This is a genomic window from Ectorhizobium quercum, from assembly GCF_026552795.1.
GTDB lineage: Bacteria > Pseudomonadota > Alphaproteobacteria > Rhizobiales > Rhizobiaceae > Ectorhizobium > Ectorhizobium quercum.
On sequence record NZ_JANFPI010000003.1, the window covers coordinates 615,188 to 641,503 of the forward strand.

Here is a 26,316-nt window from a genome sequence, read left to right on the forward strand (position 1 = left end):
GGTTCATGGCTCGTATGCCATCGATTTTTCGAGCCAGCCGTCGACGAAAAGCGCCACCTCGCGCCAGTCGGTGAATTCGCGGTCCGCCGTGCCGGCCGCCCCCTCGTTGGCGGGAGCCTTGGCGGCGATCCGGCGCACCATCCAGCGCTTGAAGAAATCGTATTCCGTGAAGCGCAGCGCGCCGGCCACATGGGCGACCTCGCGCGGCGTCCAGCCGGTTTCGGCAACGAGAAGATCGGCGAAATGCCGCGCCTCGTCACGCTCGTCGGTAAAATCGCTGACGATCATCAGCGACACGGACACGAAGGCGGATGGCACCGAATTCAGCCAATCGCGCTCGCCTCGCACGAACTCGAAGAACGGTGCCGGATAGCGTCCGCCGTGGACCGGGGCGCAGAGGATGGCTGCTTCCGGGCGCTCCAGCGCATATTCCGCCATAGACGCCACATCGAACAGGATGGCGCGATGGCCCCGATCCTCGACCTGCTCCGCAATCGCGGACGCAATCTTGCGCGTCTGCCCTTCAATGCTGGTGTAGCCGACCAGAATGATCATCGTTTTTCCTCCGTCCCTCACGGTCGCCCGGCTGGTCCTCCTCGCCGCTCGACAACAGAAGGCAGGGTAAAACAACGTTGACGTAAAAGGAAGAAAAATTGCGCCACCGAACGACAAAGCCGTCCGTGACGTCAGTCGCGGACGGCTTCGCAAACCATGACGGCCGGATCAGACCAGGCGGCTTTGCTCCAGCGCGGCACCGATGAAGCTTGCGAACAGCGGATGCGGGTCGAGCGGCCGGCTCTTCAGTTCCGGATGGTACTGGACACCGATGAACCACGGATGATCCGCATACTCCACCGTTTCCGGCAGGAGACCGTCGGGCGACATGCCGGAAAACACGAGGCCGCAGCTTTCCAGACGGTCCTGATAATCGGCATTCACCTCGTAGCGATGGCGGTGACGCTCGGAAATCTCGGTCGAACCGTAGATTTCGGCAATGCGCGTGCCCTTCTTGAGCGCGGCCCTGTAGGCGCCGAGGCGCATCGTGCCGCCGAGATCGCCGACGGCCGAGCGCTTCTCGAGCTGATTGCCCTTCATCCATTCTGTCATCAGGCCGACGACGGGTTCGTCGGTCGGGCCGAACTCGGTCGAGGACGCATGCTCGATGCCGGCCAGATTGCGCGCCGCTTCGAGAACGGCCATCTGCATGCCGAAGCAGATGCCGAAATACGGCACCTTGCGCTCGCGGGCGAAGCGGGCGGCGTTGATCTTGCCCTGCGCGCCGCGCTCGCCGAAACCGCCCGGCACGAGAATGCCATGCACCTTTTCAAGCCACGGGGCCGGATCCTCCTTTTCGAAGATTTCCGACTCGATCCATTCGAGGCGAACCTTCACCCGGTTGGCGATACCGCCATGATGAAGCGCCTCGATCAGCGATTTGTAGGCGTCCTTGAGGCCGGTATACTTGCCGACGATGGCGATCGTCACCTCGCCTTCCGGCGTGCGGATGCGGCTTGCCACGTTTTCCCACGCGTCAAGGCGCGGACGCGGCGCGGGCTCGATGCCGAAGGCCGCCAGCACTTCCTCGTCCAGCCCCTCCCTGTGATAGGCCATCGGCACGTCGTAGATGTTGGCGACGTCGAGGGCCTGGATGACGGCGGACGGGCGGACATTGCAGAACAGCGACAGCTTGCGGCGTTCCGCATCCGGGATTTCCCGGTCGGCGCGCACGAGCAGGATATCCGGGTGAATGCCGAGCGCCTGAAGCTCCTTGACGGAATGCTGGGTGGGCTTGGTCTTCAGCTCGCCGGCAGCCGGAATATAGGGCATCAGCGTCAGGTGCAGGTAGATCGCCGAGCCGCGCGGCAGGTCGTTGCCGAGCTGGCGGATCGCCTCGATGAAGGGCATCGCCTCGATGTCGCCGACCGTGCCGCCGATCTCGCAGATGACGAAATCGTATTCGTCATTGCCTTCGATGACGAATTCCTTGATCTCGTTGGTGACGTGCGGGATGACCTGGACGGTCGCGCCGAGATAGTCGCCGCGGCGTTCCTTGTCGATGATGTTCTTGTAGATCCGCCCGGTGGTGATGTTGTCGGTCTTGGTCGCCGAACGCCCCGTGAAGCGCTCGTAATGGCCGAGATCGAGGTCCGTCTCGGCACCGTCGTCCGTCACGAACACTTCGCCGTGCTGTGTCGGGCTCATGGTGCCGGGATCGACGTTCAGATAGGGATCGAGCTTACGAAGCCGCACCCGATAACCACGGGCCTGCAACAACGCTCCGAGAGCCGCAGCCGCAATTCCTTTTCCGAGAGAAGAAACCACGCCGCCTGTGATGAATACATATCGCGCCATGGGAGTCACCGGATACCTTTTTAAGAACGATTCCGCCAGTCTAAAAATTCAGGATTGGAATTTTCAGGCGTGGATAATCTGGACATAAGAAAACCGGCAGGAAGAACCTGCCGGCGGATGAGAGCTGGACGTGCCGGTCAGTTGCCGGTCGGAACGCCCGTGTTGTCCTGCGGCGCCGGTGCGTCCGGTGTCGCCGGCGCCTGCGGAGCCGGGCCGAGCGAATCGAGAATGCCGTTGCCGCTGCCTTCTATCGCCGGAATGCGGTCGAGAATATCGGTCGGCCGGGATTCGTAGCGGGCCAGAAGGCCGAGGCCGAGCGACGTAATGAAGAACAGCGTCGCCAGGATCGCCGTGGTGCGGGTCAGGGCGTTGGCCGTGCCGCGCGCCGACATGAAGCCGGAACCGCCACCGATTCCGAGCCCGCCGCCTTCCGACCGCTGGATGAGCACGATGCCGACCAGCGCGATGACGATCATGAGATGGATGACGATCAATACGTTTTGCATTTCCAGCCTGTCCTGCCCCGCAAAAGCGGGCAAAGTCGAAATGGGTTGGCGGCTCTTTACATGAGGACAACCGCCATTCCAAGACCCCTCGAGCCGTTTTCGGCTCGTTCGGGCGCCTCGTCAGGCGAGCAGATCCTCGTAGACGCCATAGATGGCGAGGAAATCCGCCGCTTTCAAGCTCGCGCCGCCGACCAGTGCGCCGTCGACATTCTCCACCGCCATCAGTTCCTTCGCATTGCCCGGCTTCACCGAACCGCCGTAAAGGATACGCACGGACCGGCCCTCGTCGCCGAGATGGCGGGTCAGTTCGTCGCGCATGAAGGCATGGGCGATCCTGACGTCCTCGACGGTCGGGGTCAGGCCCGTGCCGATGGCCCAGACCGGCTCGTAGGCGATGACCGTGTTGGCGGCCGTGGCCGTCGGCGGCACGGAGCCGGCCAGCTGGCGCTTCAGAACGTCGAGGGTCTGGCCGGCCTGGCGCTCCTCGGCGGTTTCGCCGATGCAGATGATGGCGATCAGGGTGGCGGCATGGGCCGCCTCGGCCTTGGCCCGGACCAGATGATCGGTTTCGGCGTAATCGGTCCGGCGCTCGGAGTGACCGACGATGACGTAGGACGCGAAGACATCGGCGATCATGTCGGCCGAGATATCGCCCGTATGGGCGCCGCTGACGTTCTGATGGCAATCCTGGGCGCCGATTTCGAGCGGGCTGTCCTCGACCAGAGCGGTGGCGACGTAAAGCAGCGTCGCCGGCGGGCAGATCAGCGTATCGACCTTTTCGGACAGCGTGTCGTTCACGCCCTCCGCGATCGCCTTGATCTGGTCGAGCGATTCGCGCGTGCCGTTCATTTTCCAGTTACCCGCCACCAGCGGACGAACATTCACAGTCATGGATTATCCAGTCCTTGTCTTGTCCCTGCCCTCGCCCTCCGGCCGGCAAAGGCCGGAGACCCTGAAAAGCATCCGGCCATTCGGCGAATGACCTTCAATGGGTTTGTCGTAAAAGTCGCCGCAGTTCCGCCCCGGTATCCGGCAAAGGAACAGAAAAATCCGGTTCCCGATCCCGTCTGTTGCGTCCTCGGCAAGTTTTCCCTGCTCCGTCCCCAGCCACGAAGACAACATATCAGGGATCAATCCTTCTATGCGCAAACTATAGCAAAATAAAACCGCAAACTCATCCACCATGACGATTTTTTGCGATTGCCGTGCGAAAATTGAGCCCGCAGGCTCCCATCCGATCACTTTGTCGTCAGAATCCAGTTCAAAACGGCTCTCCAGTCCGTCATCCGCACAGGCGTTCCGTGCGAACCGGTCTCGAACAGGGTGTAACGCACCGGCTGGCCGGCGGAGCGCAGCGCGGTGTAAAGCGCCATCTGTTCTTCCGCGCGATAGGTCGTGTCGTTGCCGCCATGCGTGAACCAGACCGGCAGCTTCGCCTTGAAGGCGGCACTTTTCGGATAATCGCGATCGGCCGCGCCGCCGAGGATCGCCATGCCCTTCAGCCTGGCCACGGTCGCGGCGTCGCGGCTGATGCCCCAGCAGAGAAAGCTGCCCATCGATGCACAGGTCAGGATGACGGGCCGCCCGGGTGAACGCGCCTCGATCTCCGCCACCAGCGCCGCGATCGAGGCCACGCCCTTCGCGTCGAAGGTTTTCACGCTCGGGGCGTAGAAGGTGCCGCCGTTGCGGACGGCCAGGTTCTTCAGCCGGTTGAAGTTGCCGCCGAAACGGTAGTCGTTCATGCCGAGCCGCCTGTCGCCATTGCGCCCGTGGATGAAGATGACGGAAAAGGCGCTGCCCTTCCCCGGTCCGGCCCGGCCGAGATCCATCGGACCGGTCGGCAGGGTCCAGGTCTCCAGAGACTCGGCCTTGCGGACGCCGAGATCGACGTAGCGCCGGCGAACGCGCCGCTCCGGCTCCTCGTCGCGCTGGTTGATGTCGCGCAGTTCCCGGTAATCGACGCGCTCGAAGGCACCGCCGTCGCGGCGCTCGACGATATCCGGCGTGAACAGCTCGTCCTTGAACGGCTGGACGGGTGCCTGCTGGGCGAGCGCCTGCGCGCTCAGGAACAGGGCCAGAAGCCCCGGAACGGCGGCTTTTGCGAAATGAACTGTGGACATGCGCGCTTCCATCGGGTTCAAAAGACGGTACGAGCCTTGCCATCCGGCGTCCGGCAAAGCAATCCTCTGGAACAGATCAGGCCCGTGGCCGGGCATTTGCGGCGTTTTGCGCGAACATCACGGCCCTTCCATGACATGCGCGGCGTTTCGCTTTCTGGCAGAATCGCGGTGATTCGGCTGCCCGGCAACGCGCGCCAGAGCATCCTTCGATCAGGCGGAAGCGCCAGATCGAAAATCGGATGCTAATGAGGTAGAGCATTTCCCGCAAAAGTGCGCCGCGGTTTTGCGTTCGGAAATGGGGAATAACGACGAGGTAGAGCGGTCAGGCAATTCCGTGAAGCGCTGAACCGCTCTGAAGCACGAGAACAAGACGACCCGATGAGCGATAACAGCAACGACCTCTTCTCCAGCATGGCCATGCCCGCCCGACCGGTGAAGGCCCCGGTGCCGGCAACGCCGCCCGAGCAGGCTGCCGCCCCCGCGCGCGCCGCGCCGCAGACGTCATCGGCCGAAAACTACGACGCTTCGGCGATCCGGGTTCTGGAAGGTCTGGAGCCGGTTCGCATGCGTCCCGGCATGTATATCGGCGGCACGGACGAAAAGGCGCTGCACCATCTCTTCGCCGAGGTCATCGACAACTCGATGGACGAGGCCGTCGCCGGCCATGCGAACTTCATCGAGGTTCATCTCGACGCCGAGGGCTTCCTGACGGTGACGGATAACGGCCGCGGCATTCCGGTCGAGAACCATCCGCAGGTTCCCGGCAAGTCGACGCTGGAAGTCATCATGACCAAGCTGCATGCCGGCGGCAAGTTCGATGGCAAGGCCTACGAGACCTCCGGCGGCCTGCACGGCGTCGGCGTCTCGGTCGTCAATGCCCTTTCGGATCTTCTGGAAGTCGAGGTGGCGCGCGGCCGGAAGCTCTACCGCCAGCGCTTTTCGCGCGGTGTTCCCCTTGGCGGGCTGGAAGAACTGGGCGATGTTCACAACCGCCGAGGCACCCGCGTCCGTTTCCATCCGGACCCGCAGATCTTCGGCCCGCATGCGAGGTTCGATCCGGGCCGGCTGTACCGCATGGCACGGTCGAAGGCCTATCTGTTCGGCGGCGTCGAAATCCGCTGGAGCTGCGATCCGTCCGTCGTGCCCGCCGGCGGCGAGGTCCAGGAAAAGGCCGTCTTCCACTTCCCCGACGGGCTGAAGGACTATCTCGCCGCGGCGATCGGCAAGGACTACACGGTTACGCGCGAAATCTTCGCCGGCCGCACCGAGAAGACCGGCGGCCATGGCGCCGTCGAATGGGCCGTCGCCTGGTGGGGCGGCGATCAGGAGGTCCATTCCTATTGTAATACTATTCCGACGCCCGAGGGCGGCACGCACGAGGCGGGCCTGCGCATCGCGCTCCTCAAGGGCCTGAAGAACTATGCCGAACTGACGCAGAACAAGCGCGCCGCGCAGATCACCACCGACGACGTGATGATTTCGGCCATCGGCATGCTTTCGGTTTTCATCCGCGAGCCGGAATTTGTCGGCCAGACCAAGGACCGGCTGGCCACGGGCGAGGCGCAGCGCATCGTCGAAAACGCGCTGCGCGACCCGTTCGACCACTATCTCGCGGGAAATCCGAACGAGGCCGCCAAGCTCCTCGACTGGGTGATCGAGCGCTCGGAAGAGCGCCTTCGCCGCCGCAAGGAAAAGGAAGTCAACCGCAAGACGGCGGTGCGCAAGCTGCGCCTGCCCGGCAAGCTCGCCGATTGCTCGCAGAACACGGCCGAAGGCGCGGAAATCTTTCTGGTCGAGGGCGATTCGGCCGGCGGCTCGGCCAAGCAGGCGCGCAACCGCGCCAATCAGGCAATCCTGCCGCTGCGGGGCAAGATCCTCAACGTCGCCAGTGCCGGACGGGAAAAGCTCGTCGCCAACCAGCAGATCGCCGATCTCATTCAGGCGCTCGGCTGCGGCACGCGCTCGAAATACCGCGAGGAGGACCTGCGCTACGAACGGATCGTCATTATGACCGATGCCGATGTCGACGGCGCGCACATCGCCTCGCTGCTCATCACGTTCTTCTATCAGGAAATGCCCGAGCTGATCCGCGGCAATCATCTCTATCTGGCCGTGCCGCCGCTTTACAAGATCACCCAGGGGCAGAAGAGCGCCTATGCGCGCGACGACGCCCACCGGCAGGAACTGATGGAAACGGAGTTCAAGGGACGCGGCAAGGTCGAGATCAGCCGGTTCAAGGGGCTTGGCGAGATGCTGCCGGCCCAGCTCAAGGAAACCACGATGGACCCGAGGCACCGCACCCTGCTGCGCGTCGCCATCGACATGGAGGACTTCGAGGTAACCCGCGACGCCGTGGAAAGCCTCATGGGCACGAAAGCCGAATCCCGCTTCCGCTTCATCCAGGAGCGCGCCGCCTTCGCGGAGAATCTCGACATCTGATCAGGGCGCGGCTGAGGCGGTTTACGTCATCGCAAAAAAGCCGCGCTTTTCTTGCAAGCGTAACATGGATACCCCATAAAGGGATCAATGTGAATCCGACAACAAAAAGCCCTCATCCATTGCGCGCTCAAAACGACAGCAAATCGAAAGGCCAGCCACGCTGGCTCGGCCCCGCCTCCAGTTCCAACCGTGTGCCGATCATTTCTCCCATTGCCGCTGCGCGCTGGCTGCTCGTCTTCGTGGTTCTGGCGGGCATCTATTTCTTTCACGGCTTTCTGGTGCCGATTCTGGCAGCGCTGGTGATCGGTTTCGCAAGCTGGCCGGTCTATCGCGACATCCTCAAGATGACCCGGGGCAACACGGCGATCGGCGCCACGATAGCGCTGCTGCTCATCCTGTTCTTCATCATCGTGCCGATCATGATCGCCGTGACCTACGCCATCGAGGAGGTGAAGGTCTGGTTCGCCTGGTCGCTCGAGGCGAACCGCGTCGGCGCGGAGGTTCCGCAATGGATCGCCGCCGTTCCCGGCATCGGGGAATGGCTGACCCAGCAATGGGACAAGCATATCGGCGCACCCGGCGCCATCGGCACGCTGATTCAGCTCGTCAGCGGTGCCAACATCGGCAACATCTACCGCGCGGTCATGGCAGCCGGCGGCGGCGCGTTTCACCTGCTGCTGACGCTGCTTTTCATGCTGATCGCGCTGTTCTTCGTCTATAAGGACGGCGCCTCCTTCGTAAAGCAGATCGACCTCATCGGCGAACGCATCCTGCCCGGTCGCTGGGAGCGCATTTCCCGCGTCGTCCCGGCGACGATCAGCTCGACCGTCACCGGAATGACGCTGATCGCCATCGGCGAGGGCATCGTGCTCGGTATCGCCTACTGGATTGCGGGCGTTCCCTCCCCGGTCACGTTCGGTGTCATCACCGGCATCATGGCACTCATTCCCGGCGGCGCGCCGCTCTCCTTCACGCTGGTGTCGCTGTATCTGGTCGCCAACGGCCAGCCGGTGCATGGCCTGGCGCTCTTCCTCTGGGGCACGGTGGAACTTTTCATCGTCGACAAGACGCTGCGCCCGAAACTCGTCGGCGGACCGATCAAGCTGCCCTTCCTGCCGACCTTTTTCGGTCTGGTCGGAGGCGTCAAGACGATGGGTTTCCTCGGCCTCTTCATCGGTCCGGTGCTGATGGCGCTGCTCGTCGCGATCTGGCGGGAATGGCTGCGCGAGGTGAAGGACGAGGAAACGCCCGAGATCATCCGCCCCGAGCGGCTGGAACTGGAAGCCAAGGTCGAATAAGGGATGCGGCGGTCACAGCCGTTTTTCCGCTTCAATTGTGTGGTGAATCCGGGCAATATTCCGTTTTGACAAGGGGCTTTCCCATGCAGGCTGCCGTCATCCTGATGACCATCATGGGCTGCGACGACGCCGCGACCATGTGCCACTACGTCGCCACGCCGGAACAACGCTGGCCGACGATCGCTCTTTGCGAGGCGGCTTCGGAGGAGCAGCTCAGCGCCTATGCGAACCGGAGCAATTACCCGGTCCTGATCGCCGCCTGCCAAGTGCCGGCGGAAACCGTTGCCGAAGCTCCGCCCGCAGAACCGCAAACGCAGGCCGCCGACGAATCGGCGACCACCGCCGTGAACGAGCGGGTCGGCCTGACGAGAAAGGCCATCGAGCGCGCCCGCGGATTGCTTCCGAGCGCCGACGGAATGAAGGAACTCGCCGCCAAGCCGGTGCATGTGGTGTCCGACGGCTATGACTGGGTCGTCAGCGTGTTTCGCAAATAGGCCGCTCAGGCCGCCTCCAGGATCATGGAGCCGACATAATCGCGGGCGGCCCGGCGCTGACGGTCGATCTCGGCCCGTTCGACGATATCGAGCAACTCGCCCGCGGTCGAATGCGGCGGCACCCGGTCGCGAAAACGCCTGACCAGTGTGGCCGCGATTTCACTTTCACCCTTGATGTCGTCGGAGCGACCGGCCTCGCGCCAGAGCATCACCGCCTCGACGAACAGGACGCTCACGTCGCGGGCAAGCCCGACCGATTCGAACAGCGCCCGCACGGCATGCATGCGTCCCGTCGCAAGGATTGACCGCACCCGCCGCTCTTCCAGCCCGGACAGGTTGCGGATCGCCTCGGCGAAGAATTCGATGCGCCCAGCGCAAAGGGCCTGCATCAGGAAAGCCGGGGTCAGCCGGCCGCTGGCGCGCATGTGCTCCACCAGTTCCGGAAGCTCGTCGCGGGCAGCGGTTCCGGCGATCACCACCGCCGCCAGCTCGCAGATTTCGCGGGTCAGGCGGCGCATGCGCAGTCCGCCGATCACATTGCGGACCAGATCCAGTTCCGCCAGCGCGTTGCCGAGTTCGGCGACCAGAATATGCCGGGCGTCAGCAGGCAGATCGCCCCGTTCCAAAAGAGCGGCGCGAATAGCGGCCTCCGCTGCGAAACGCTCCGCCATGCGGCGCAGGCTGATGCGGCCGATCCGGGCCGTGCCGTTTTCGAGAAGGACCGATATCACCTCCGGCTCCCCGACTTCCGCGACCGCGGCCGCCACGGGCGCGCTCAGGCCGGTGCGGGCGGCGATGGCCGCGCGGGTACAGACATCGCCCCGGCCGATGAGATCGATCAGGTCGGCATCGAGCAGCACGGGTGAAGAAGCCAGAACCGTCGCCGCAATTTCCGACTGGTCCTGCGCAAGCGACAGGACGATGGCGCGGGGCGCCTCGGCCGAAACGGCGAGCGCTTCGGCAAGCCCAAGGCGCACGACCGGCGAAGGATCGTCCAGAAGATGCGTGATCGCGATCATGGCGGCCTTGCGCTGTTCTCCGAACAGCGTCGATTGAAGATAGGCCCGGACCAGCGCCTTCGCGGCGGCTGCCCTTTCTGCGGCTTTCGCCGTTTCCGCCCACCGAAGAAATGCCTGTACGATCACGGGAAACCTCATCAGGCAGGCGGTGGTTGATGATTCCGCCTGCGCCCGGTTTCACGCTATCGGGGAAAAGTTTATGATTGGTTCACCATACCCCTTAACCATTGCGTCGCATCCATTCGTATGACTTATGAAGCTCTTCCCTTTCCCCGTTCCTGGCTGCCGGTCGATGGCGATCCGGCGAGAGCGCTGGAATCGCAGGCCGATTGCATCCTCCTGTCGCCGGAAAGCCTGAACCGGGCACGGGAAAACCGTTCGCAGAAGCCGCCTCGGCGCTTCCTGCACATCCTGAACGGCGCGGACGAATCCGCCATCCTGCACGAAATGCTCCGCCTCGCCGTCGCTTGCGATCTGGAGGGCATCTTTCTGTCGGGGCGAATGAACGGCGCCGATCTCCAGAGGATCGACGTTCTGCTTTCGGCCTGCGAGGCGACGGAGGGCAGGCAGCCCGGCTGCACCGCCATCGCCGCCATGCCGGCGGAGGATGCGCCATCCGCCATGACGCTGGGCGGCTTTGCCGGAAAATCGCGCCGCCTTGCCGCGCTCGGCGGCGGCGGCGACGGCATCATCCAGTCCCTCGGCCTCAAAACGGGCGATGCGGAGCCGCTGCGGCTGGTGCGCGGAATGACCGTTCTGGCCGCAGCCGGCGCCGGCGTCCCTGCCCTTGCCGGCCCATCGTCGGGATTGTCTCCCGAAGCATTCGCCGCCGCCTGCCGCCGCGACCGCGCGGACGGCTTCGCCGGCAAGCTGGTTTGCACGCCGGACGAAGCGATCATTGCCAACGGAATATTTGCGTAACCCCGGCCTCAGGGTGCCGGAGGGCGCTCGAGGGTGAAGACCTCCGCGCCGCCGTCGGCGTAATCCATATAACCCAGGCGGGCGACGGAGCGCGCAGTCTTCATGTCGAGACGACCGTCCTTGAGAATCGAGTCGTCGATATGGATGCCGACCACCTGGCCGAAAACCACCGTCGCTTCGACCTCGCGGCCCTCGACGTCGTGCGGCTGCATGATCTGGGTGACGCGGCATTCCAGAACGGCCCGGGCCTCGCCCACATAGGGCGCATCGACCAGCCGCGCGGGAACGGGCGTCAGCCCGGCCAGTTCGAACTCGTTGACGCCATAGGCGGCGGGCGCGGAGCTGGCATTCATCGCCCCAACGAGATCCATGCTGACGAGGCTGGCGGTGAACACGCCCGTTTCCATGCAGTTGCGCAGGCTGTCCTTGGCGTTGGTGGAGGAAAACATCACCAGCTTCGGGCGGTAGGACAGCGCGTTGAAGAAGGAATAGGGCGCGAGGTTCAGCGAATCGTCCCGGCCCTTCGTGCCGATCCAGCCGATCGGGCGCGGGGCGACGATGGCGTTGAACGGATCGTGCGGAAGGCCGTGATCGTTCCTGTCGGTCTCGTAAAACATCAGCTCTCCACCCAGCTCGTGATTTCCTGCACGACAGGGCGCCCGCGGTCGCCCGGATGCGTTTCCATCGTGCCGATATGAATGAAACCGGCCACTTTCTCCCCGGACTGGAGCCCCAGCAGCGGGCGGGCACGGTCGTCATAGGCGAACCATTGCGTCAGCCAGGTGGCGGCATATCCGTGTGCATTGGCGGCCAGCAGCAGATTGTAGCAGACCGCGCCGGCGGACAGAACCTGTTCCCATTCCGGTATCTTCGGGTGCGGCGCGGCCCTCGAAACGACGCCGATGACGACCGGCGCCAGCAAGAGACGATTGCGCTCCAGCGTCACGGCGTCGTCGGAAACATCCGGCCGGTCCTGCCTGACCAGTTGCACAAGCGCCTCGCTGATGCGTTCCCTCGCCGCCCGGGAATAGACGACGAACCGCCACGGGGCGAGTTTGCCGTGATCCGGAACGCGGCTTGCAAGCGCCAGGAGCGCCTCGATCTCTTCCCGGCCAGGACCCGGCGAGGTCATCATAGCGGGCGGGACGGAGCGGCGATTTCGAAGGTATTCGATCAGGTTCTGGTTTTCAGGCATGGCAGGACTCTTTTCCGGCGCGGTCTGGTCTTGAAATTGCCACCGCGTTGGTCTTGAAGTGAACATCATGAACATAGAAGTCAACCGGCTGGATACATGACCCTGCATCCCATTCTCCGCCACGCTGCTCTTGCATGCGCGTTTTCAGCCGTGGCAACGTCGCCGCTCCTCGCACAAAGTCCTGCGCAAGAACCGTTTTCGAGCTTCAGGAACATCGATTCGACGATGAAGTCGCCGAAGATGAATGCCTTCGTGGACCCCGCGCTTGGAAACAATGCGTCCGCGAATATCCACGAGGTGTTCATGGAAGCCCGCCTGACGCCCGACGGCGAGCCGGTGCAGGAAGGTCTTGTGTGGCGGGTGTTCAGCCCCGTCTCCGGCGACGACGGCAAGCTGCCGCTTCTGGCCAGCGCCGAAGGCGGTTCGGCGGACTTTCAGCTCGCCCCGGGCGATTACTATGTGAATGTCACCTTCGGACGGGCCGGCGCCACCAAGAAACTGACCGTTGCCCCGACCGGCGACACCGAGCAGCAGGTTCTCGTCCTCGATGCCGGCGGCGTGGTTCTGAACGGCATCGCCGGCAGCGACTCACGCATTCCGCCGGAAAAGATGAGCTTTTCCATCTATTCCTCCGATGTGCAGGACGATGGCGAGCGCGGCCTCGTCGTTGCCAACGTCCGTCCTAACACCATCGTCCGGCTCAACACCGGCACCTATCACATCGTTTCCGAATACGGCAACGTCAACTCCGTCGTCCGCGCCAACATCCAGGTGGAAGCCGGCAAGCTGACGGAAGCCACCCTTCAGCACCGCGCCGCGCAGGTCTCCCTGAAACTGGTGTCCGACGAGGGCGGCGAAGCCATTGCCGACACGGCATGGTCTGTCCTGACATCCGCCGGCGACTCGGTCAGCGAAAGCGTCTCCGCTTTCCCGACCCTGGTTCTGGCCGAGGGCGAATATGTCGCGATCGCCCGTAACAAGGAGCGCATCTACCAGCGCAACTTCACCGTCGAAGCCGGCCGCAACATCGATGTGGAACTGCTGCTCGACAAGCACCAGATGCGCAAGCAGGATGTTTCTTTCGCAGAGGACCTGTAGATCTCTGCCAAGATCAGGTGAACGAGAAAGCCCCGGAAGCGATGCCTCCGGGGCTTTTTATTGGATGAGCGGCGCCGATCAGGCCGCCTTGCGGGCTTGTGCCTTGCGCTTGATGTCCGGCGGCGTCGCTTCCCAGGCGAGGCTGGAAACCGCCTCGTCGACGGACATCGAGGTCTGGGCCTGCGAACCGAGACGGCGGATGTTGACGGAACGCTCCTCGGCTTCCTTGCGGCCGCAGACGATGATCACCGGAACCTTCGTCACCGAATGCTCGCGGATCTTGTAGTTGATCTTCTCGTTGCGCAGATCGGTCTCGACATGCAGGCCGGCATCGCGCAGGGCTTCCGCCACTTCCAGCGCATAACCGTCGGCCTCGGACGTGATCGTCGCGACGACCACCTGGGTCGGTGCGATCCACAGCGGCAGATGACCGGCGAAGTTCTCGATCAGAATGCCGAGGAAACGTTCCATCGAGCCGCAGATGGCACGGTGGATCATGACCGGTTGGGTCTTCTCCGAATTCTGGTCGATGTAGAAGGCGCCGAAGCGTTCCGGCAGGTTGAAATCGACCTGCGTCGTGCCGCATTGCCAGTCGCGGCCAATGGCGTCCTTCAGCGTATATTCGAACTTCGGACCGTAGAACGCGCCCTCGCCCGGCAGGATGCCGGTCTTGATACGGCCTTCGGACTGGTCCTCGATGGTCTTCAGAACCTCCGTCATCACACTTTCGGCGCGATCCCACAGGTCGTCGGAACCGACGCGCTTGTCGGGACGGGTCGAGAGCTTGACGACGATCTCCTGGAAGCCGAAGTCCTCATAGACCGAAAGAATCAGGTCGTTGATCTTCAGGCATTCGGCGGCCATCTGCTCGTCGGTGCAGAAGATGTGTGCGTCGTCCTGCGTGAAGCCGCGCACGCGCATCAGCCCGTGCAACGCGCCGGATGCCTCGTAGCGATGCACCGTGCCGAACTCCGCCAGCCGGATCGGCAGCTCGCGATAGGACTTCAGTCCGTGCTTGAAGATCTGCACATGCCCGGGGCAGTTCATCGGCTTCAGCGCGAAGACGCGGTTGTCCGCTTCCTTGTCCTCCGGATGCGTGAAGGCATAGGCCGATTTCACCGCGAACATGTTTTCCTGATACCAGCCCCAGTGGCCGGAGGTTTCCCACAGCGAGGCGTCGAGCACCTGCGGTGCGTTCACCTCCTCGTAGTCGCCGGCCAGACGACGGCGCATATAGGCGGTCAGGGTCTGGAAAATGCGCCAGCCCTTGCCGTGCCAGAACACCACGCCCGGCCCCTCCTCCTGGAAATGGAACAGGTCCATTTCGCGGCCGAGGCGGCGATGGTCGCGCTTTTCGGCTTCGGCGAGGATGTGCAGGTAGGTGTCCAGCTCCTCCTGCGTCGCCCAGGCGGTGCCGTAGATGCGGGTCAGCATGGCGTTGTTCGAATCGCCGCGCCAGTAGGCTCCGGCCACCTTCATCAGCTTGAAGGCCGTGCCGATCTGGCCGGTCGAGGCCATGTGCGGCCCACGGCAGAGGTCGAACCATTCGCCCTGATGATAGATCTTCAGGTCCTGTCCTTCGGGGATCGCATCAACCAGTTCCACCTTGTAGTTCTCGCCCTTGGCGGCGAAAACCTTCTTGGCCTTGTCGCGCGACCACACCTCGCGCGTGAACGGCGCGTTGCGGGCGATGATTTCCTTCATCTTCGCCTCGATTTTCGGCAGGTCGTCGGGCGTGAAGGGCTCGTTGCGGGCGAAATCGTAATAGAAACCGTTCTCGATCACCGGGCCGATGGTGACCTGTGTGCCGGGCCACAGTTCCTGCACGGCCTCGGCCATCACATGCGCGGCGTCGTGGCGGATCAGTTCCAGCGCACGCGGATCGGTACGGGTGACGATTTCGATGGAAGCGCCATCGGCAACCGGCGCAGAAAGGTCGGCCAGCTCGCCATTGAGGGCGACGGCGACGGCCTTCTTGGCCAGCGACTTCGAGATCGATTCGGCCACGTCCTTGCCGGTCGTGCCGGCGGGAAAGGCGCGAACGGAACCATCGGGAAATTGAAGGGAAATATCGGTCATTGCTGTCTCCTATCCAGTCCCGCCAACCAATGCGGGTGGTCTTGAAAGGCGCGCGAAAGGGAATGCGGCCTGAACAGGCGGCGTGATAGTGCTTTTCGACGCCTGAGTAAAGACGCGGGCCGTGCCGCTCAGCGATCCGCGATCACGAAGCAGTCGACGTCCTGCCGTTTCAGGCTGGCACAGGCGCTTTCCGCCGCGCTGCCGCTGCCGAACCCGGAAAACTGCACCCGGTAGAAGCTGCTGACGCTGCCCTGGAAAAGCTCGATGAGGCCCTGCGCAGCGGGCGTAGAGGCCCGAACGGCAGGGGCAAGGCGCGCCTGAAGGCGGTCGGCGGACGCCTTGTCGGGCAGAGACCCGACCTGGATGCGCCATTCGCCGCCCAGCGACGCGACGGGATAGCCGCCATCGCCCTGCTCGATCTGTTCCTGCTGCGGAATGAGCGCGGCGATGGCATCCTCGGATGCCGGCCGCTCGCGTGGGACCGGAACCATTGCGGCTTGCAGGCGGGACTGGCTGGAGACGGAAACCTGGGGTTTGGCCGGCACCGCCTTGGCGACGAGCGTTCCCCCGGTCGAAAAGCGCGTCAGCAGGGAGGCCATCAGATCGTCCCGCTTGCGGGCCGACTGGCCGCCGAGCACCGCGCCTACAAGCCTTTGCCCGCCGGAATTCAGCGAGGAAACGAGATTATAGCCCGATGCCCTGGTGTAACCCGTCTTGATTCCGTCCACGCCGTCATAGCGGTACATCAGATTGTTGTGCCCCTTCTTCACCTTGCCGCGGAAGGTGAAGGAAGGCTGGGAAAAAAGCGCGAACTCGCGCGGGAAATTGCGCTGGAGGGCAAGGCCGAGAATGGCCATGTCGCGCGCGGTCGTCACCTGTGTGTCGCGGTCCGTCAGGCCCGAAGGATTCGCGAAAACCGTGTCCCGCATGCCGAGCTGGCGCGCCTTCTGCGTCATGACGCGCGCGAACGCGGCTTCGGAACCGGCCAGATGCTCGCCGACCGCCGCCGCGGTGTCGTTGGCCGACAGGACGACCATGCTGTCCACCGCCTCGCGGACGGTAATCGAATCGCCCGGCCGGACGCCGAGTTTCATCGGAATTTTCGAAGAGGCGTTCGCGGAAAAGGCAATCCGGTCGTTCCATTTCAGCCGTCCCGACTTCAACGCCTCGAAGGTGACGTAGATCGTCATCATCTTGGCAAGCGAGGCGGGCGGATGCAGGCGCTGGCCGCCGTCCTCGCCGACGAAGCGGCCGGTTCTGGCATCGAGCATCGCCCAGGACGTGGCTGCGAAAGCAGCGGACGAACCGGCCAGAACGGCAAGGGAAGTTGCCACCACGAGGCCAAGCCGCCCGCCACGTCCGCTACCGAAATTCATGATGCGCCTCCAGCCGATTCCACCAGTCGACCGGCAAAAATGCCGGACATCGTGTTCTTAATGCGACGATCCACGGCATTCCACCGCGACTTTCACCGATATTACCACTGCAAGCTTAACCGGCGCTTTCCGTCCGCCGGCCCGCCAGCCGATAACGCCAGGGTTTCCACCAGACCAGATCGTCCGGCAATGCCTCCGGCACAGGATCGATACCCCAGCTTCCCCCCGGTCCGCAACGCCCGAGGCGAAAAAGCGTCATAAAGCCGCCGGCCCATAGCCCGTGCCGCGCGATGGCCTCGTAGCCATATTCGGAACAGGTGGGCATATGGCGGCAATGATTGCCGATCAGGCTGGACAGCGTAAGCTGGTAGCCGCGGATCAGCGCCATGCCGGCCAGGCGGTCCGGCGTCTTCCTGAACGGCCCCTGCCAGTTGCGCGAGCGGCGGGGCGTCACAGCCGGATCGTCTCCCTTGCAGGCCCCGCACATCCCGTCACGCTCCGGTGGCGAGAGACCGCCCCGCCCGCGCCGCTTCGATGGCGCCGAGCGTTGCCTCGAACGTCAGCATGGTCGAGGCGTGACGCGCCTTGTAATCGCGAACCGGCTTCAGGAACCGCATGTCCGCGAACCGGCCCTCCGGCCCCTCGCCGCCTTCCTTCAGCATGGACAGCATCGCGTCGCGGGCGGCAGCGATCTCGGCGACGGTCGCGCCGATCACCTGCCGGGCCATGATCGATGCCGATGCCTGTCCGAGCGCGCAGGCCTTCACCTCGTGCGAAAACCCGGTCACGGTATCGCCGTCGAGCCGGACGTGAACGCGGATGCGCGACCCGCAAAGCTTCGACTGCCGCTCGGCGCTGCCGTCCGCATCGGGCAGCACGCCAATCAGGGGCAAATTGCCCGCAAATTCGAGGATTTTGGCGTTGTAGATTTCATCCATGACCGAAATTGTTCCGATTTTCCCCTTATCGGGAAACAGTCCGTCACGATGGCGACGGGTTTCTTCGTTTGTCCTTACATGATATGGAGCCTCCACGCTAGGAAGGTAAAGCTTTCGTCAGCCCTTCGCAGTTTGAAACAGAATGCCTTGAAAATCTTGTGATCCGGGGCCAGATACGCGGGCGTAATGGCCGTCTGGGACGGCTGTGCCCTGATCCAATGCCGCCCGGACCCGGAGACTGAATATGGATGCCGTCGTGAAGAACCTGAAAAGCCTTGCCGCCCATTCGGCACGTCCGACCCGTGAGGAAGCGGAAGAGGCCGTTCGCGTTCTGCTGCGCTGGGCGGGCGACGACCCGACCCGCGAAGGCCTGCTCGATACGCCCAAGCGCGTGATCGATGCCTATGGCGAACTGTTCGCCGGCTACAAGGCCGATCCGGCGGAAGCGCTCGGCCGCACCTTCGACGAGGTGGCGGGTTACGACGACATGGTGCTCGTGCGCGACATCCCCTTCTTCTCGCATTGCGAACACCACATGGTTCCGATCATCGGCAAGGCCCATATCGCCTACCGGCCGGATGGCCGCGTCCTCGGCCTGTCCAAGCTCGCGCGCGTCGTCGAGGTCTACGCACGCCGCCTCCAGACGCAGGAAACCATGACGGCGCAGATCGCAACTGCCATCTCCGAGAACCTGAATCCCAAGGGCGTCGCCGTCCTCATCGAGGCCGAGCATATGTGCATGTCCATGCGCGGCGTGCAGAAGCAGGGTTCGACAACGCTGACGAGCGCCTTCACCGGCATCTACAAGACCGACGCCGCCGAACAGGCCCGCTTCATGATGGCGCTGCGCGGCATTCGATAACCGCCGGCTTCCCGACCGGCACCGGAAGAAACGAATGACCGTGAGCTTTCCCCCTCCGCCCGCGTCCAAAAGCGAACTCGAAGGCGCCGGCGCCTTTACGCCGAAGTTCGACGATAACGGCCTCGTCACCGCCGTTGTGACCGATGCGCATGACGGCGAATTGCTGATGGTGGCGCACATGAACGCCGAGGCGCTGGCGCTGACCATCGAAACGGGCGTGGCCCATTATTACAGCCGCTCCCGCGGCAGGCTCTGGAAAAAGGGCGAGACCTCGGGCAATCTCCAGACGGTCACGGAAATCCGCACCGATTGCGATCAGGACGCCGTGTGGCTCAAGGTCAGCGTGGCCGGTCACGACGCGACATGCCACACCGGACGTCGCTCGTGTTTCTATCGGACCGTGGGATTGCGGGACGGCTCGGCGACCGTCGAGATAACCGACGATCACCGCCATTTCGATCCCGACACGGTCTATACGACGAAAAGCTGAGGACGTTTCGTTCCGGAACGCCGCCGTTCGGTCTCAAAGCGTCCTTAAACCGATTGTCAACGTTGGTCTGCGCTATATATGCAGTAAACGGGTGAACGTTAGCAGCCGGAGGGAAGCGACACATGCTGTTGAGCTGGCCGAGGCCTCGCCAAAATTCGCAGCCGGCAGAAAGACAACACGGGCAGGCGCCCGGACCGGACATGCCGAAGCTCCCCCCGCAGCCCGTCCGCAAAACCCCTATCGCGCTCGCCCTCGGCGGCGGCGCTTCCCGCGGCTGGGCCCATATCGGCGTGTTGCGGGCACTCGACGAAGCGGGCATCGAGGTCGGCATGATCGCCGGAACCTCCATCGGCGCTCTGGTCGGGGGCTGCTATTTCGCCGGAAAGCTCGACCAACTGGAAGAATTCGCCCGCTCGCTCACCGTGCGCCGGATCGCCGGGCTGCTCGACCTGACGATCGGCGGCGGCGGCCTGCTGGGCGGCATGCGCCTGACGCGCCGCATGCAGGAACATCTGGAAGGCCTGCGCATTGAGGATCTCGACCGCCGTTTCGTCGCCGTCGCCACCGAACTGTCGACCGGCCACGAGGTCTGGATCGATTCCGGCTCGCTGATCACCGCGCTCAGGGCCTCCTATGCCCTGCCGGGCATTTTCGAACCGGTTCACTGCAACAACCGCACGCTGGTCGACGGCGCGCTCGTCAATCCGGTGCCGGTCAGCGTCTGCCGGGCGCATGAACAGCTTCTCGTCGCCGCCGTCAACCTGCATTACGATTCCTACGGCCGTTCCGCCGTCATCAAGCATACGGCCGCCATTCCGGACACCGAGGAACACCGCAGGACCAGCAAGCGCGAGCGTCTCGGCCTGACCGGCGTGATGGTGCAGTCCTACAATATCATTCAGGATCGCATTTCCCGCGCGCGGCTGGCCGGCGATCCGCCGGATCTGGCGCTCCAGCCCCGCGTCAGCGATATCGGCCTGTCCGAATTCCACCGCGCCGCCGAAACGATCGACCGCGGCTATCAGGAAGCGCAGATGCGCATCGGCGAACTCAGGCGATTGCAGGAAGTCCTGGCCCGATAGCCCTTACCGGGCGGGTTTTTCCCACGGGTCGAACAGGGCGAAACAGAAAAAGCCGAAGGCGAAGCCGCCGAGATGGGCGTCCCAGGCGATCGCTCCGCCGAGATCGCCGAAAAGCGGAATGCCCAGACCGATCACCAGATTGCCGAACAGCCAGATCGCGATGAAAATCGCGACCGTGCGGTTGCCGAAGGCGGACAGGATGGACTGGCGAGGATAAAGATGCCCGAACTGCGGATTATAAGCGCGACCGGAGGCGGGAAAGGCGAAGCGGCACGCCGCCCCCATCAGCCCGGAAATCACGCCGGAGGCGCCGATCAGCAACGTCACCTCGCCCCAGTTCAGCACCGCGTGCAGGATCGCCGCCGCCACCGCCGAAACGATCCAGAACAGGACAAAGCGGGTTGTCCCGATTCGGCGCACCACAGGTGTGCCAAAAGCGGCCAGCCAGAGTGCATTGAACAGAAGGTGTTCCCATCCGCCGTGCAGGAGCGAATACGTCACCGGCGTCCACAGCCATTCGAGATTCTGGCCCGTTAACGGATATACATAGCGCACGGGGCTGAAGGCGAGGCTGATGACGAAGGCCTCGCTCAGATCGGCAGGCAGCAGATAGGCCGGCAGGACATAGAGCCCGATGATGAGGAGGATCGAAAGGGTGATCGGCGCCGGAAAGTTGAAAACCGGCTCTCGGGGCTGCGGCGGTTCACCTGAATGCTCTGAAAGAACAGGGGGTTCTGTCGCCATCGCCTAAAACTCCGTTGCCACCGCAAAAGCCTTACAGGAGCGCGCCCGGAAAAAAAAGCCGCCAGGCGAAGACCGGGCGGCTTTGGCGAAAATGTGAGATATCGCTACAAGTCGTGTGCTGAAGGCGGGGCCTTCGAAGAGATGACCGAACATGCCACGGCCCGCCGCATCGCCGCAACGTAAACCGATCCTTAACCTTAACGATGGAACGCGCCCGGCGGCGCCTGCGATCTGGCACGCTTTTCGCTGCTCCCTCTGCACACAAGCCGGAAATGCGGCCAGTCACGAGAAACGGAAGCCCACATGTATCAGCATATGGAATGTCATGAGATCTATGCCTACTGGGACAAGTTGCGCGGCGACGCGGGCGCACCGGTGCGCAACCTGATCGAGCCGGCGGCATTGCGATCCGTTCTTCCGGATATCTTCATGCTCCAGATGGCGGAGGACGGCGACCTGACGTTCCGGCTGGCCGGCACGAGAATGTGCGCGCGCTTCGGACGCGAGCTGCGCGGCTGCCCGTTCGAGATGCTGTGGGCCAACGGCCGCCGATGCAACGCGGTGGAAATCGCCCAGGCGGCGGTTCTCTACGAAAACCCGGTCCTCATGAATCTGGTCGGCTTCTTCGAGGACGACGAAACGCGCCGTTTCGACATGCTGCTCCTGCCGCTGCGCTCTCCGGAAGGACGCTGCGACCGCCTGCTCGGCGCCCTCCTGCCGCCGCGCGGTGAAGACCGGCCGGGCCTTCCGTGGACGTTGAAGTATCTAGTCATGGATCGCTCCCGGCCGCTGAAGGGCCATGCAGAAGACGCCTTTCCGGCGGCCTTCCGCGCCGCGGGCCGCTCGGCATCGCCGCTTATCTGACCGCAGCCGCTGCACCGGTCATCCTGTGCGGAAACGGAATGCCCGGCGCTTACTTCCGATGTTGCTTGAGAAACGGCTTCTTAACACCTGACAACTAATTTGCCGCACAGGTCTCTCTGTCGGGAAATTGTTTGGAATGCTTGTGCATCAGCCTGTCCGTGCCGTTTTTGCGAAACGCCCGGAGGTCCAGGAGGTCTTTCACCGGGTCTCGGTGAACCTGCCCGGGCGGATGATGCTGGCCGACCGGACGGAATACGACTGTCTGGCCATCGACATGTCGCCCGGCGATGTGGTCATCGGCTCGGACGCCCTGCCCCGGATGGGAGAGCGCGTGATCGCCTATATCGATCACCTCGGCCGTCTGGAAGGCCAGACCAAGGCCGTTCTGGACCGCGCCTTCATCATGACGATCAACGCCACGGAAAGAAAGCGCGAGAAGCTCGCCGCCCAGCTGACGTGGATCGCCAATCGCCATGAACTCGGCCTGCCGGAAGACCGCCGCCATACCCGCCTGACGCCGCGTACCAGCCTGACAAGACTGACGCTCGAAGACGGCCGCACGATCGCCTGCCGCCTCATCGACCTGTCCCTTTCCGGCGCGGCCATCGATCTCGACGGCCGCCTGCCCATCGGAACGCCGGTCCGCCTCGGCAGCATACGCGCACGGGTGGTCCGCCACTTCGCCGAAGGCATCGCGCTCGAGTTCAGCTCGGTGCAGTCGCGCGAGACGCTGGCGGAATTCCTGTAATCCCCCTAATATCCCGAGGGCAGTAATCCCGAACGCCTCCGATCCTGCGGAGGCGTTTTCGTTTTCGAGGCCATTGCGACCAATTTTTCGGGGTTCCGCCGCTTTTTTTGATGGCGACTTTTACGCTGCAACCCCCGCGGAAATTCCGTCTCCCGCCCGCAAAACCCCGGCGACACGAAGCTTTCAGGCAAAACAACCGAACGGGCGAACCGGTATTGCAGACCCCTCGCCTGCGGAGAAAATCCCTTTTATTTCATGTAAATATCGGAATATCGCTCATATTTTCATTCAATTTTACCGGTATTTTCTACAAATTTTCCTAAAAATTTAATACAATAAAATTCAAATTTATACTCAATTATCTGCGTGTTTTATTTCGTTTTGATCTTAATTTTACTTCGGTATTTTGCGCAACATAAAAGCGCGTCTGCCATCGTCTCACCAAGAAACGGGGAGACGACGCATGAAAAAGACCACCGCATTCCTGAGCGCAGGTCTTCTGGCCGCCTGCATGAACATCGTGCTGCCGCAGCCGGCGGCCGCCATTCCGCCGATCATGCGCATTGCCGGCCTCACCAACCCGCCGATCGGGCATTACGAGTTCTGCAAGGCCAACCCTTCGGAATGCAAGCCGAACGGCGCGGATGCGGGACCGATGACGCTCACCGAACAGCGCTGGCGCAGCATTCTCGACGTCAACTATACGGTCAACGCCGAAATCACGCCGATGACGGACATGGAAATCTACGGCGTTGAGGAATACTGGACCTATCCCACGACGGCAGGCGACTGCGAGGACTTCGTTCTGGAAAAGCGCAAGCGCCTGATCGAGCGCGGCTTCTCCCCGAGCAACCTGCTGATCACGGTCGTCCTCCAGCCGAACGGCGACGGCCACGCCGTCCTGACCGTTCGTACGGATCGCGGCGATTTCGTCCTCGACAACATGCGCAACAAGGTCATGCTCTGGTCGGAGACCGAATATACCTATCTCAAGCGCCAGGCGAGCAACAATCCCGCCCGCTGGATGAAGATCCAGGATGGCCGCACCGTCGCGGTCGGCAGCGTCGGACAGTAAACGTTCCGTCTCACCGGCATCCATCGGATGCCGGTGTTTGAAAAGCCGGCTCCCCCGTGTCCCCGGGAGCCGGCTTTTTACATGCCGGAAGACGGAATTAACGCTCCGTTAAGCACGATGGTCAAACGTCTTCGCCGAGAGACGATCCTGAATCGGGCACGCCCGGCCGGACCGTCGCCGGCAGGACGCAACGACCATGACCACCGATACGCCCGAGGAAGCCCCGCTCTTGTCGAACCGCACCCTGCGGCGCGCAACGGCGGCCGTCGTGCTTCTGGTCGCACTCATGGCCGCCGTCAACCTGGCCGGACACTGGGCCGGGGAGCGCATCGCGCTGGCCGGACACACGGACAGCACCGAAATATTCGCCATAACCGTCGGCCAGGACCGGCTGGAACTGCCCGCCAACGTCATCCGCTTCCCGCAGGCGCGGGTCAGCGGCCCCGCCGACAGGATCGACCTCTATCTGGCATGGCCGGATATGACGGGCTACGGCACGAACAACAGCGCCACCTTCAACGAAACCGACCGGCCCGGCCGCATCATCTTCCTGCACCTCAGCCAGAGCACGATGTCGCGGGACATGTCCGGCCGTCTGGACCCGATCTACAGGGGCCTTTTCGAAGGACAGCCGACCACCTTCGACGCAGGGCTTTCCCTCCACCGGCTGCGGCTGGATAGCGGCTACAACGGCGAGGTCATGCTGACCGGCAAGCGCGACGGCGAGGCCGATTACGCGGTGAGATGTATCCTTGCGACGGAGTATCGCCCCGCCTCCAACGCCGATTGCCAGCGCGACATCTTCGTCGGGCGCGATCTTTCCGTGCTCTACCGCTTTTCGAGCACGCTGCTGCCCGAATGGCGCGAAATCGATGAGGCGGTGCGCCGTTACGTCGAGCAACGGCTTGCGCGGCAATAGCCGGCCGGCACCTCTTCGAATGCGAGGAAAAATCGAAACTTTTTCTTCATCATAAACCAGTTGGTAACGCCGGCCCCACTATTCTCTCTGGAACGGCCGGTGGGGCAGGCCGGAAACATGCGAAACAGTAAATGAGTATGGTAGTGTTCAAAGCTGCATCGAGCGAAACCGCTGGCAGGCGTCTTCATGTAGTTGTGGCGAAATTCGCGGGTATGGCGGCGGCGACGCTCCTCGCGATTTCGTTCATTGCATCCCCCGCCAAGGCCGACCCCAAATATGCAGGCATCGTCGTCGATGCCCGCACCGGCAAGGTTCTCTACAGTGACGACGCCGATACGTTACGGTATCCGGCATCGCTCACCAAGATGATGACCCTTTATCTGACGTTCGAGGCGCTGGAGGCCAAGCGGATCACGCTCGACACGCCTGTTCCCGTCTCCAAGAACGCGGCGGCGGAACCTCCGTCGAAGCTCGGCGTCCGCGCCGGCGGCTCCCTTACCGTCGAACAGGCCATCATGGCGCTGATCACCCGTTCGGCCAATGATATCGCGACCGCGCTCGGCGAATTCATCGGCGGCTCGGAAGCCCGTTTCGCCCAGATGATGACGAACAAGGCCCACGCGCTCGGCATGACGCGCACGACCTATCGCAACGCCCACGGCCTGCCCAATACGGCGCAGATGACCACGGCGCGCGACCAGGCCCGCCTCGGCATGGCCCTTCGCCAGCATTTCCCGCAATATTACGGCTATTTCTCCACCCGCAGCTTCAATTTCGGCAAGCAGGTCATCGGCAATCACAACCGTCTTCTCGGCAATGTCCGTGGGGTCGACGGCATCAAGACGGGCTACACCCGCGCGGCCGGTTTCAACCTCGTCACCTCCGCGCAGGCCGATGGCCGCTCCGTCGTGGGCGTCGTCATGGGCGGCAAGAGTGGCGCCAGCCGCGACCAGCAGATGCGCAAGCTCATCGCCACCTATATGCCGCAGGCCTCGCAGGGGCCCCTCAACGCCAGCGACCAGATCGCCGCGCTGCGTCCCGCCACGCCGCCGAAAAAGGCACCCGTGCCCGTTCCTGCCCCGCTTCCGACCGTCGCCGCTCCGTCGGTGGCCAAGGTGGCCGCCTCTACCGCTGCTGCTCCCCTTCCCGTCGCCTCCATTCCGGTTCCGGAAAGCCGCTACGGCGACGAGAGCATGAAATCGGCCTATGCGGCGCCGCAGAGCCAGGCGCAGATCAAGGCCGCCGCGCCAGTGGCAGCCCTCATGGCGCCGGCGGCACGCGCGCCCGCACAGCTTCCGGCCGTCTCGTCGGCAGGCGAGGTCCCCGGCATCGACCGTACGACGACCGCATCGACCAAACCGGTGGCCGCGAGCAGCGAAAGCGGCTGGGTCATCCAGATCGGCGCAGCCCCCAACGAGAGCTCCGCCATGACCCTCCTCCAGGCTGCGCAGGAAAAGGGTGGACAGGTACTGCGTTCCGCCAAGCCCTTTACCGCGGCGTTCAATGCCAACGGCTCCGAGATCTACCGGGCGCGCTTCGCCGGGTTCGGCGATCAGAAGGCCGCGGTCAACGCCTGCAACGCGTTGAAGAAGAAGGGCATGAACTGCTGGGCGTCGCTGCAATAAGGCGGCGTCCCATGAAAGATCAAGGCGGGTCCGCCGGGCCGTCGATCAACCCGGCATCCGCCCTGATAACCC

At 63.5% G+C, this 26,316-nt stretch carries 25 protein-coding genes and 1 pseudogene; 13 read left to right on the plus strand and 13 right to left on the minus strand.

Annotated features, from left to right (window positions below):
• Positions 1 to 3 precede the first annotated feature (3 nt).
• The 5 genes and pseudogenes from NOF55_RS11430 to NOF55_RS11450 all read right to left on the minus strand — a co-directional run bounded on the left by NOF55_RS11430 (position 4) and on the right by NOF55_RS11450 (position 4,978).
• Positions 4 to 555 carry a flavodoxin domain-containing protein gene (locus NOF55_RS11430; protein WP_306411490.1) on the minus strand — a complete coding sequence of 184 codons (552 nt, stop codon included), beginning with the start codon at positions 553 to 555 and terminating at the stop codon, positions 4 to 6.
• A gap of 168 nt (positions 556 to 723) precedes the next feature.
• Entirely contained in the window at positions 724 to 2,361 is a 1,638-nt protein-coding gene (gene pyrG / locus NOF55_RS11435; RefSeq protein ID WP_306411491.1) for a CTP synthase, read from the minus strand.
• Between the two features lie 131 nt (positions 2,362 to 2,492).
• Positions 2,493 to 2,858 (minus strand): annotated as a pseudogene (gene secG, locus NOF55_RS11440) (preprotein translocase subunit SecG); the annotation flags it as partial.
• Between the two features lie 120 nt (positions 2,859 to 2,978).
• Positions 2,979 to 3,749 carry a triose-phosphate isomerase gene (tpiA, locus tag NOF55_RS11445; RefSeq protein ID WP_306411492.1) on the minus strand — a complete coding sequence of 257 codons (771 nt, stop codon included), beginning with the start codon at positions 3,747 to 3,749 and terminating at the stop codon, positions 2,979 to 2,981.
• Positions 3,750 to 4,096: 347 nt separating this feature from the next.
• Positions 4,097 to 4,978: an alpha/beta hydrolase gene (locus tag NOF55_RS11450; protein ID WP_306411493.1), complete on the minus strand. Its 882-nt coding sequence runs from the start codon at positions 4,976 to 4,978 to the stop codon at positions 4,097 to 4,099.
• Between the two features lie 378 nt (positions 4,979 to 5,356).
• Between NOF55_RS11450 and parE the strand changes: the two genes are divergently transcribed.
• The 3 genes from parE (at position 5,357) to NOF55_RS11465 (ending at position 9,209) form a co-directional block, all read left to right on the plus strand.
• Positions 5,357 to 7,417, plus strand: coding sequence for a DNA topoisomerase IV subunit B (gene parE, locus NOF55_RS11455; RefSeq protein ID WP_306411494.1), 2,061 nt, complete (start codon positions 5,357 to 5,359; stop codon positions 7,415 to 7,417).
• A gap of 119 nt (positions 7,418 to 7,536) precedes the next feature.
• Entirely contained in the window at positions 7,537 to 8,715 is a 1,179-nt protein-coding gene (locus NOF55_RS11460; RefSeq protein ID WP_306411495.1) for an AI-2E family transporter, read from the plus strand.
• Positions 8,716 to 8,798: 83 nt separating this feature from the next.
• Positions 8,799 to 9,209 carry a hypothetical protein gene (locus NOF55_RS11465; RefSeq protein WP_306411496.1) on the plus strand — a complete coding sequence of 137 codons (411 nt, stop codon included), beginning with the start codon at positions 8,799 to 8,801 and terminating at the stop codon, positions 9,207 to 9,209.
• Between the two features lie 5 nt (positions 9,210 to 9,214).
• On the opposite strand, the gene NOF55_RS11470 is transcribed toward NOF55_RS11465, so the two are convergent.
• A complete protein-coding gene (locus tag NOF55_RS11470; RefSeq protein ID WP_370868970.1) occupies positions 9,215 to 10,354 on the minus strand; it encodes a DUF2336 domain-containing protein in 1,140 nt (379 codons plus the stop codon).
• 120 nt (positions 10,355 to 10,474) lie between these two features.
• Between NOF55_RS11470 and NOF55_RS11475 the strand changes: the two genes are divergently transcribed.
• Positions 10,475 to 11,149, plus strand: a complete 675-nt coding sequence (locus NOF55_RS11475; RefSeq protein WP_306411497.1) for an aldolase/citrate lyase/malate synthase family protein — start codon at positions 10,475 to 10,477, stop codon at positions 11,147 to 11,149.
• Positions 11,150 to 11,157: 8 nt separating this feature from the next.
• Here NOF55_RS11475 and NOF55_RS11480 read toward each other — a convergent pair whose 3' ends face one another.
• Positions 11,158 to 11,766: a flavin reductase family protein gene (locus tag NOF55_RS11480; protein ID WP_306411498.1), complete on the minus strand. Its 609-nt coding sequence runs from the start codon at positions 11,764 to 11,766 to the stop codon at positions 11,158 to 11,160.
• Positions 11,766 to 12,344 (minus strand): nitroreductase family protein, encoded by a 579-nt coding sequence (locus tag NOF55_RS11485; protein WP_306411499.1) that lies wholly within the window; start codon positions 12,342 to 12,344, stop codon positions 11,766 to 11,768. The genes NOF55_RS11480 and NOF55_RS11485 overlap by 1 nt, the downstream gene beginning before the upstream one ends.
• Before the next feature lie 102 nt (positions 12,345 to 12,446).
• On the opposite strand from NOF55_RS11485, the gene NOF55_RS11490 reads away from it, so the two are divergent.
• Positions 12,447 to 13,442 (plus strand): RgsD C-terminal domain-containing protein, encoded by a 996-nt coding sequence (locus NOF55_RS11490; RefSeq protein WP_370868975.1) that lies wholly within the window; start codon positions 12,447 to 12,449, stop codon positions 13,440 to 13,442.
• Between the two features lie 78 nt (positions 13,443 to 13,520).
• On the opposite strand, the gene thrS is transcribed toward NOF55_RS11490, so the two are convergent.
• The 4 genes from thrS to NOF55_RS11510 form a co-directional block, all read right to left on the minus strand.
• A complete protein-coding gene (gene thrS / locus NOF55_RS11495; RefSeq protein ID WP_306411500.1) occupies positions 13,521 to 15,521 on the minus strand; it encodes a threonine--tRNA ligase in 2,001 nt (666 codons plus the stop codon).
• Between the two features lie 128 nt (positions 15,522 to 15,649).
• On the minus strand, positions 15,650 to 16,897 hold the full coding sequence (locus NOF55_RS11500) for a D-alanyl-D-alanine carboxypeptidase (RefSeq protein ID WP_306411501.1): 1,248 nt from the start codon (positions 16,895 to 16,897) through the stop codon (positions 15,650 to 15,652).
• Between the two features lie 115 nt (positions 16,898 to 17,012).
• Entirely contained in the window at positions 17,013 to 17,384 is a 372-nt protein-coding gene (gene yidD / locus NOF55_RS11505; protein WP_306411502.1) for a membrane protein insertion efficiency factor YidD, read from the minus strand.
• 4 nt (positions 17,385 to 17,388) lie between these two features.
• On the minus strand, positions 17,389 to 17,835 hold the full coding sequence (locus NOF55_RS11510) for an iron-sulfur cluster assembly scaffold protein (protein WP_306411503.1): 447 nt from the start codon (positions 17,833 to 17,835) through the stop codon (positions 17,389 to 17,391).
• Positions 17,836 to 18,079: 244 nt separating this feature from the next.
• Between NOF55_RS11510 and folE the strand changes: the two genes are divergently transcribed.
• The 3 genes from folE to NOF55_RS11525 all read left to right on the plus strand — a co-directional run bounded on the left by folE (position 18,080) and on the right by NOF55_RS11525 (position 20,269).
• The gene (folE, locus tag NOF55_RS11515) at positions 18,080 to 18,697 is read left to right on the plus strand and encodes a GTP cyclohydrolase I FolE (protein ID WP_306411504.1); all 618 of its coding nucleotides are present in this window, start codon (positions 18,080 to 18,082) and stop codon (positions 18,695 to 18,697) included.
• 34 nt (positions 18,698 to 18,731) lie between these two features.
• Positions 18,732 to 19,187 carry a phosphoribosyl-AMP cyclohydrolase gene (hisI, locus tag NOF55_RS11520; protein WP_306411505.1) on the plus strand — a complete coding sequence of 152 codons (456 nt, stop codon included), beginning with the start codon at positions 18,732 to 18,734 and terminating at the stop codon, positions 19,185 to 19,187.
• A gap of 125 nt (positions 19,188 to 19,312) precedes the next feature.
• Complete coding sequence (locus NOF55_RS11525) at positions 19,313 to 20,269, plus strand: patatin-like phospholipase family protein (protein WP_370868976.1); 957 nt, start codon at positions 19,313 to 19,315, stop codon at positions 20,267 to 20,269.
• Positions 20,270 to 20,272: 3 nt separating this feature from the next.
• On the opposite strand, the gene NOF55_RS11530 is transcribed toward NOF55_RS11525, so the two are convergent.
• Positions 20,273 to 21,013 (minus strand): rhomboid family intramembrane serine protease, encoded by a 741-nt coding sequence (locus NOF55_RS11530; RefSeq protein ID WP_306411507.1) that lies wholly within the window; start codon positions 21,011 to 21,013, stop codon positions 20,273 to 20,275.
• Positions 21,014 to 21,316: 303 nt separating this feature from the next.
• Here NOF55_RS11530 and NOF55_RS11535 point away from each other — a divergent pair, with 303 nt between their 5' ends.
• The 5 genes from NOF55_RS11535 to NOF55_RS11555 all read left to right on the plus strand — a co-directional run bounded on the left by NOF55_RS11535 (position 21,317) and on the right by NOF55_RS11555 (position 26,244).
• Positions 21,317 to 21,877 (plus strand): PAS domain-containing protein, encoded by a 561-nt coding sequence (locus NOF55_RS11535; RefSeq protein WP_306411508.1) that lies wholly within the window; start codon positions 21,317 to 21,319, stop codon positions 21,875 to 21,877.
• Between the two features lie 136 nt (positions 21,878 to 22,013).
• The gene (locus NOF55_RS11540) at positions 22,014 to 22,625 is read left to right on the plus strand and encodes a PilZ domain-containing protein (protein WP_306411509.1); all 612 of its coding nucleotides are present in this window, start codon (positions 22,014 to 22,016) and stop codon (positions 22,623 to 22,625) included.
• A 511-nt stretch (positions 22,626 to 23,136) separates the two neighbouring features.
• A complete protein-coding gene (locus NOF55_RS11545; protein WP_306411692.1) occupies positions 23,137 to 23,700 on the plus strand; it encodes a transglutaminase-like cysteine peptidase in 564 nt (187 codons plus the stop codon).
• A 196-nt stretch (positions 23,701 to 23,896) separates the two neighbouring features.
• Complete coding sequence (locus NOF55_RS11550; protein ID WP_306411510.1) at positions 23,897 to 24,619, plus strand: hypothetical protein; 723 nt, start codon at positions 23,897 to 23,899, stop codon at positions 24,617 to 24,619.
• 212 nt (positions 24,620 to 24,831) lie between these two features.
• Positions 24,832 to 26,244: a D-alanyl-D-alanine carboxypeptidase gene (locus tag NOF55_RS11555; RefSeq protein WP_306411693.1), complete on the plus strand. Its 1,413-nt coding sequence runs from the start codon at positions 24,832 to 24,834 to the stop codon at positions 26,242 to 26,244.
• Positions 26,245 to 26,316: the final 72 nt, after the last annotated feature.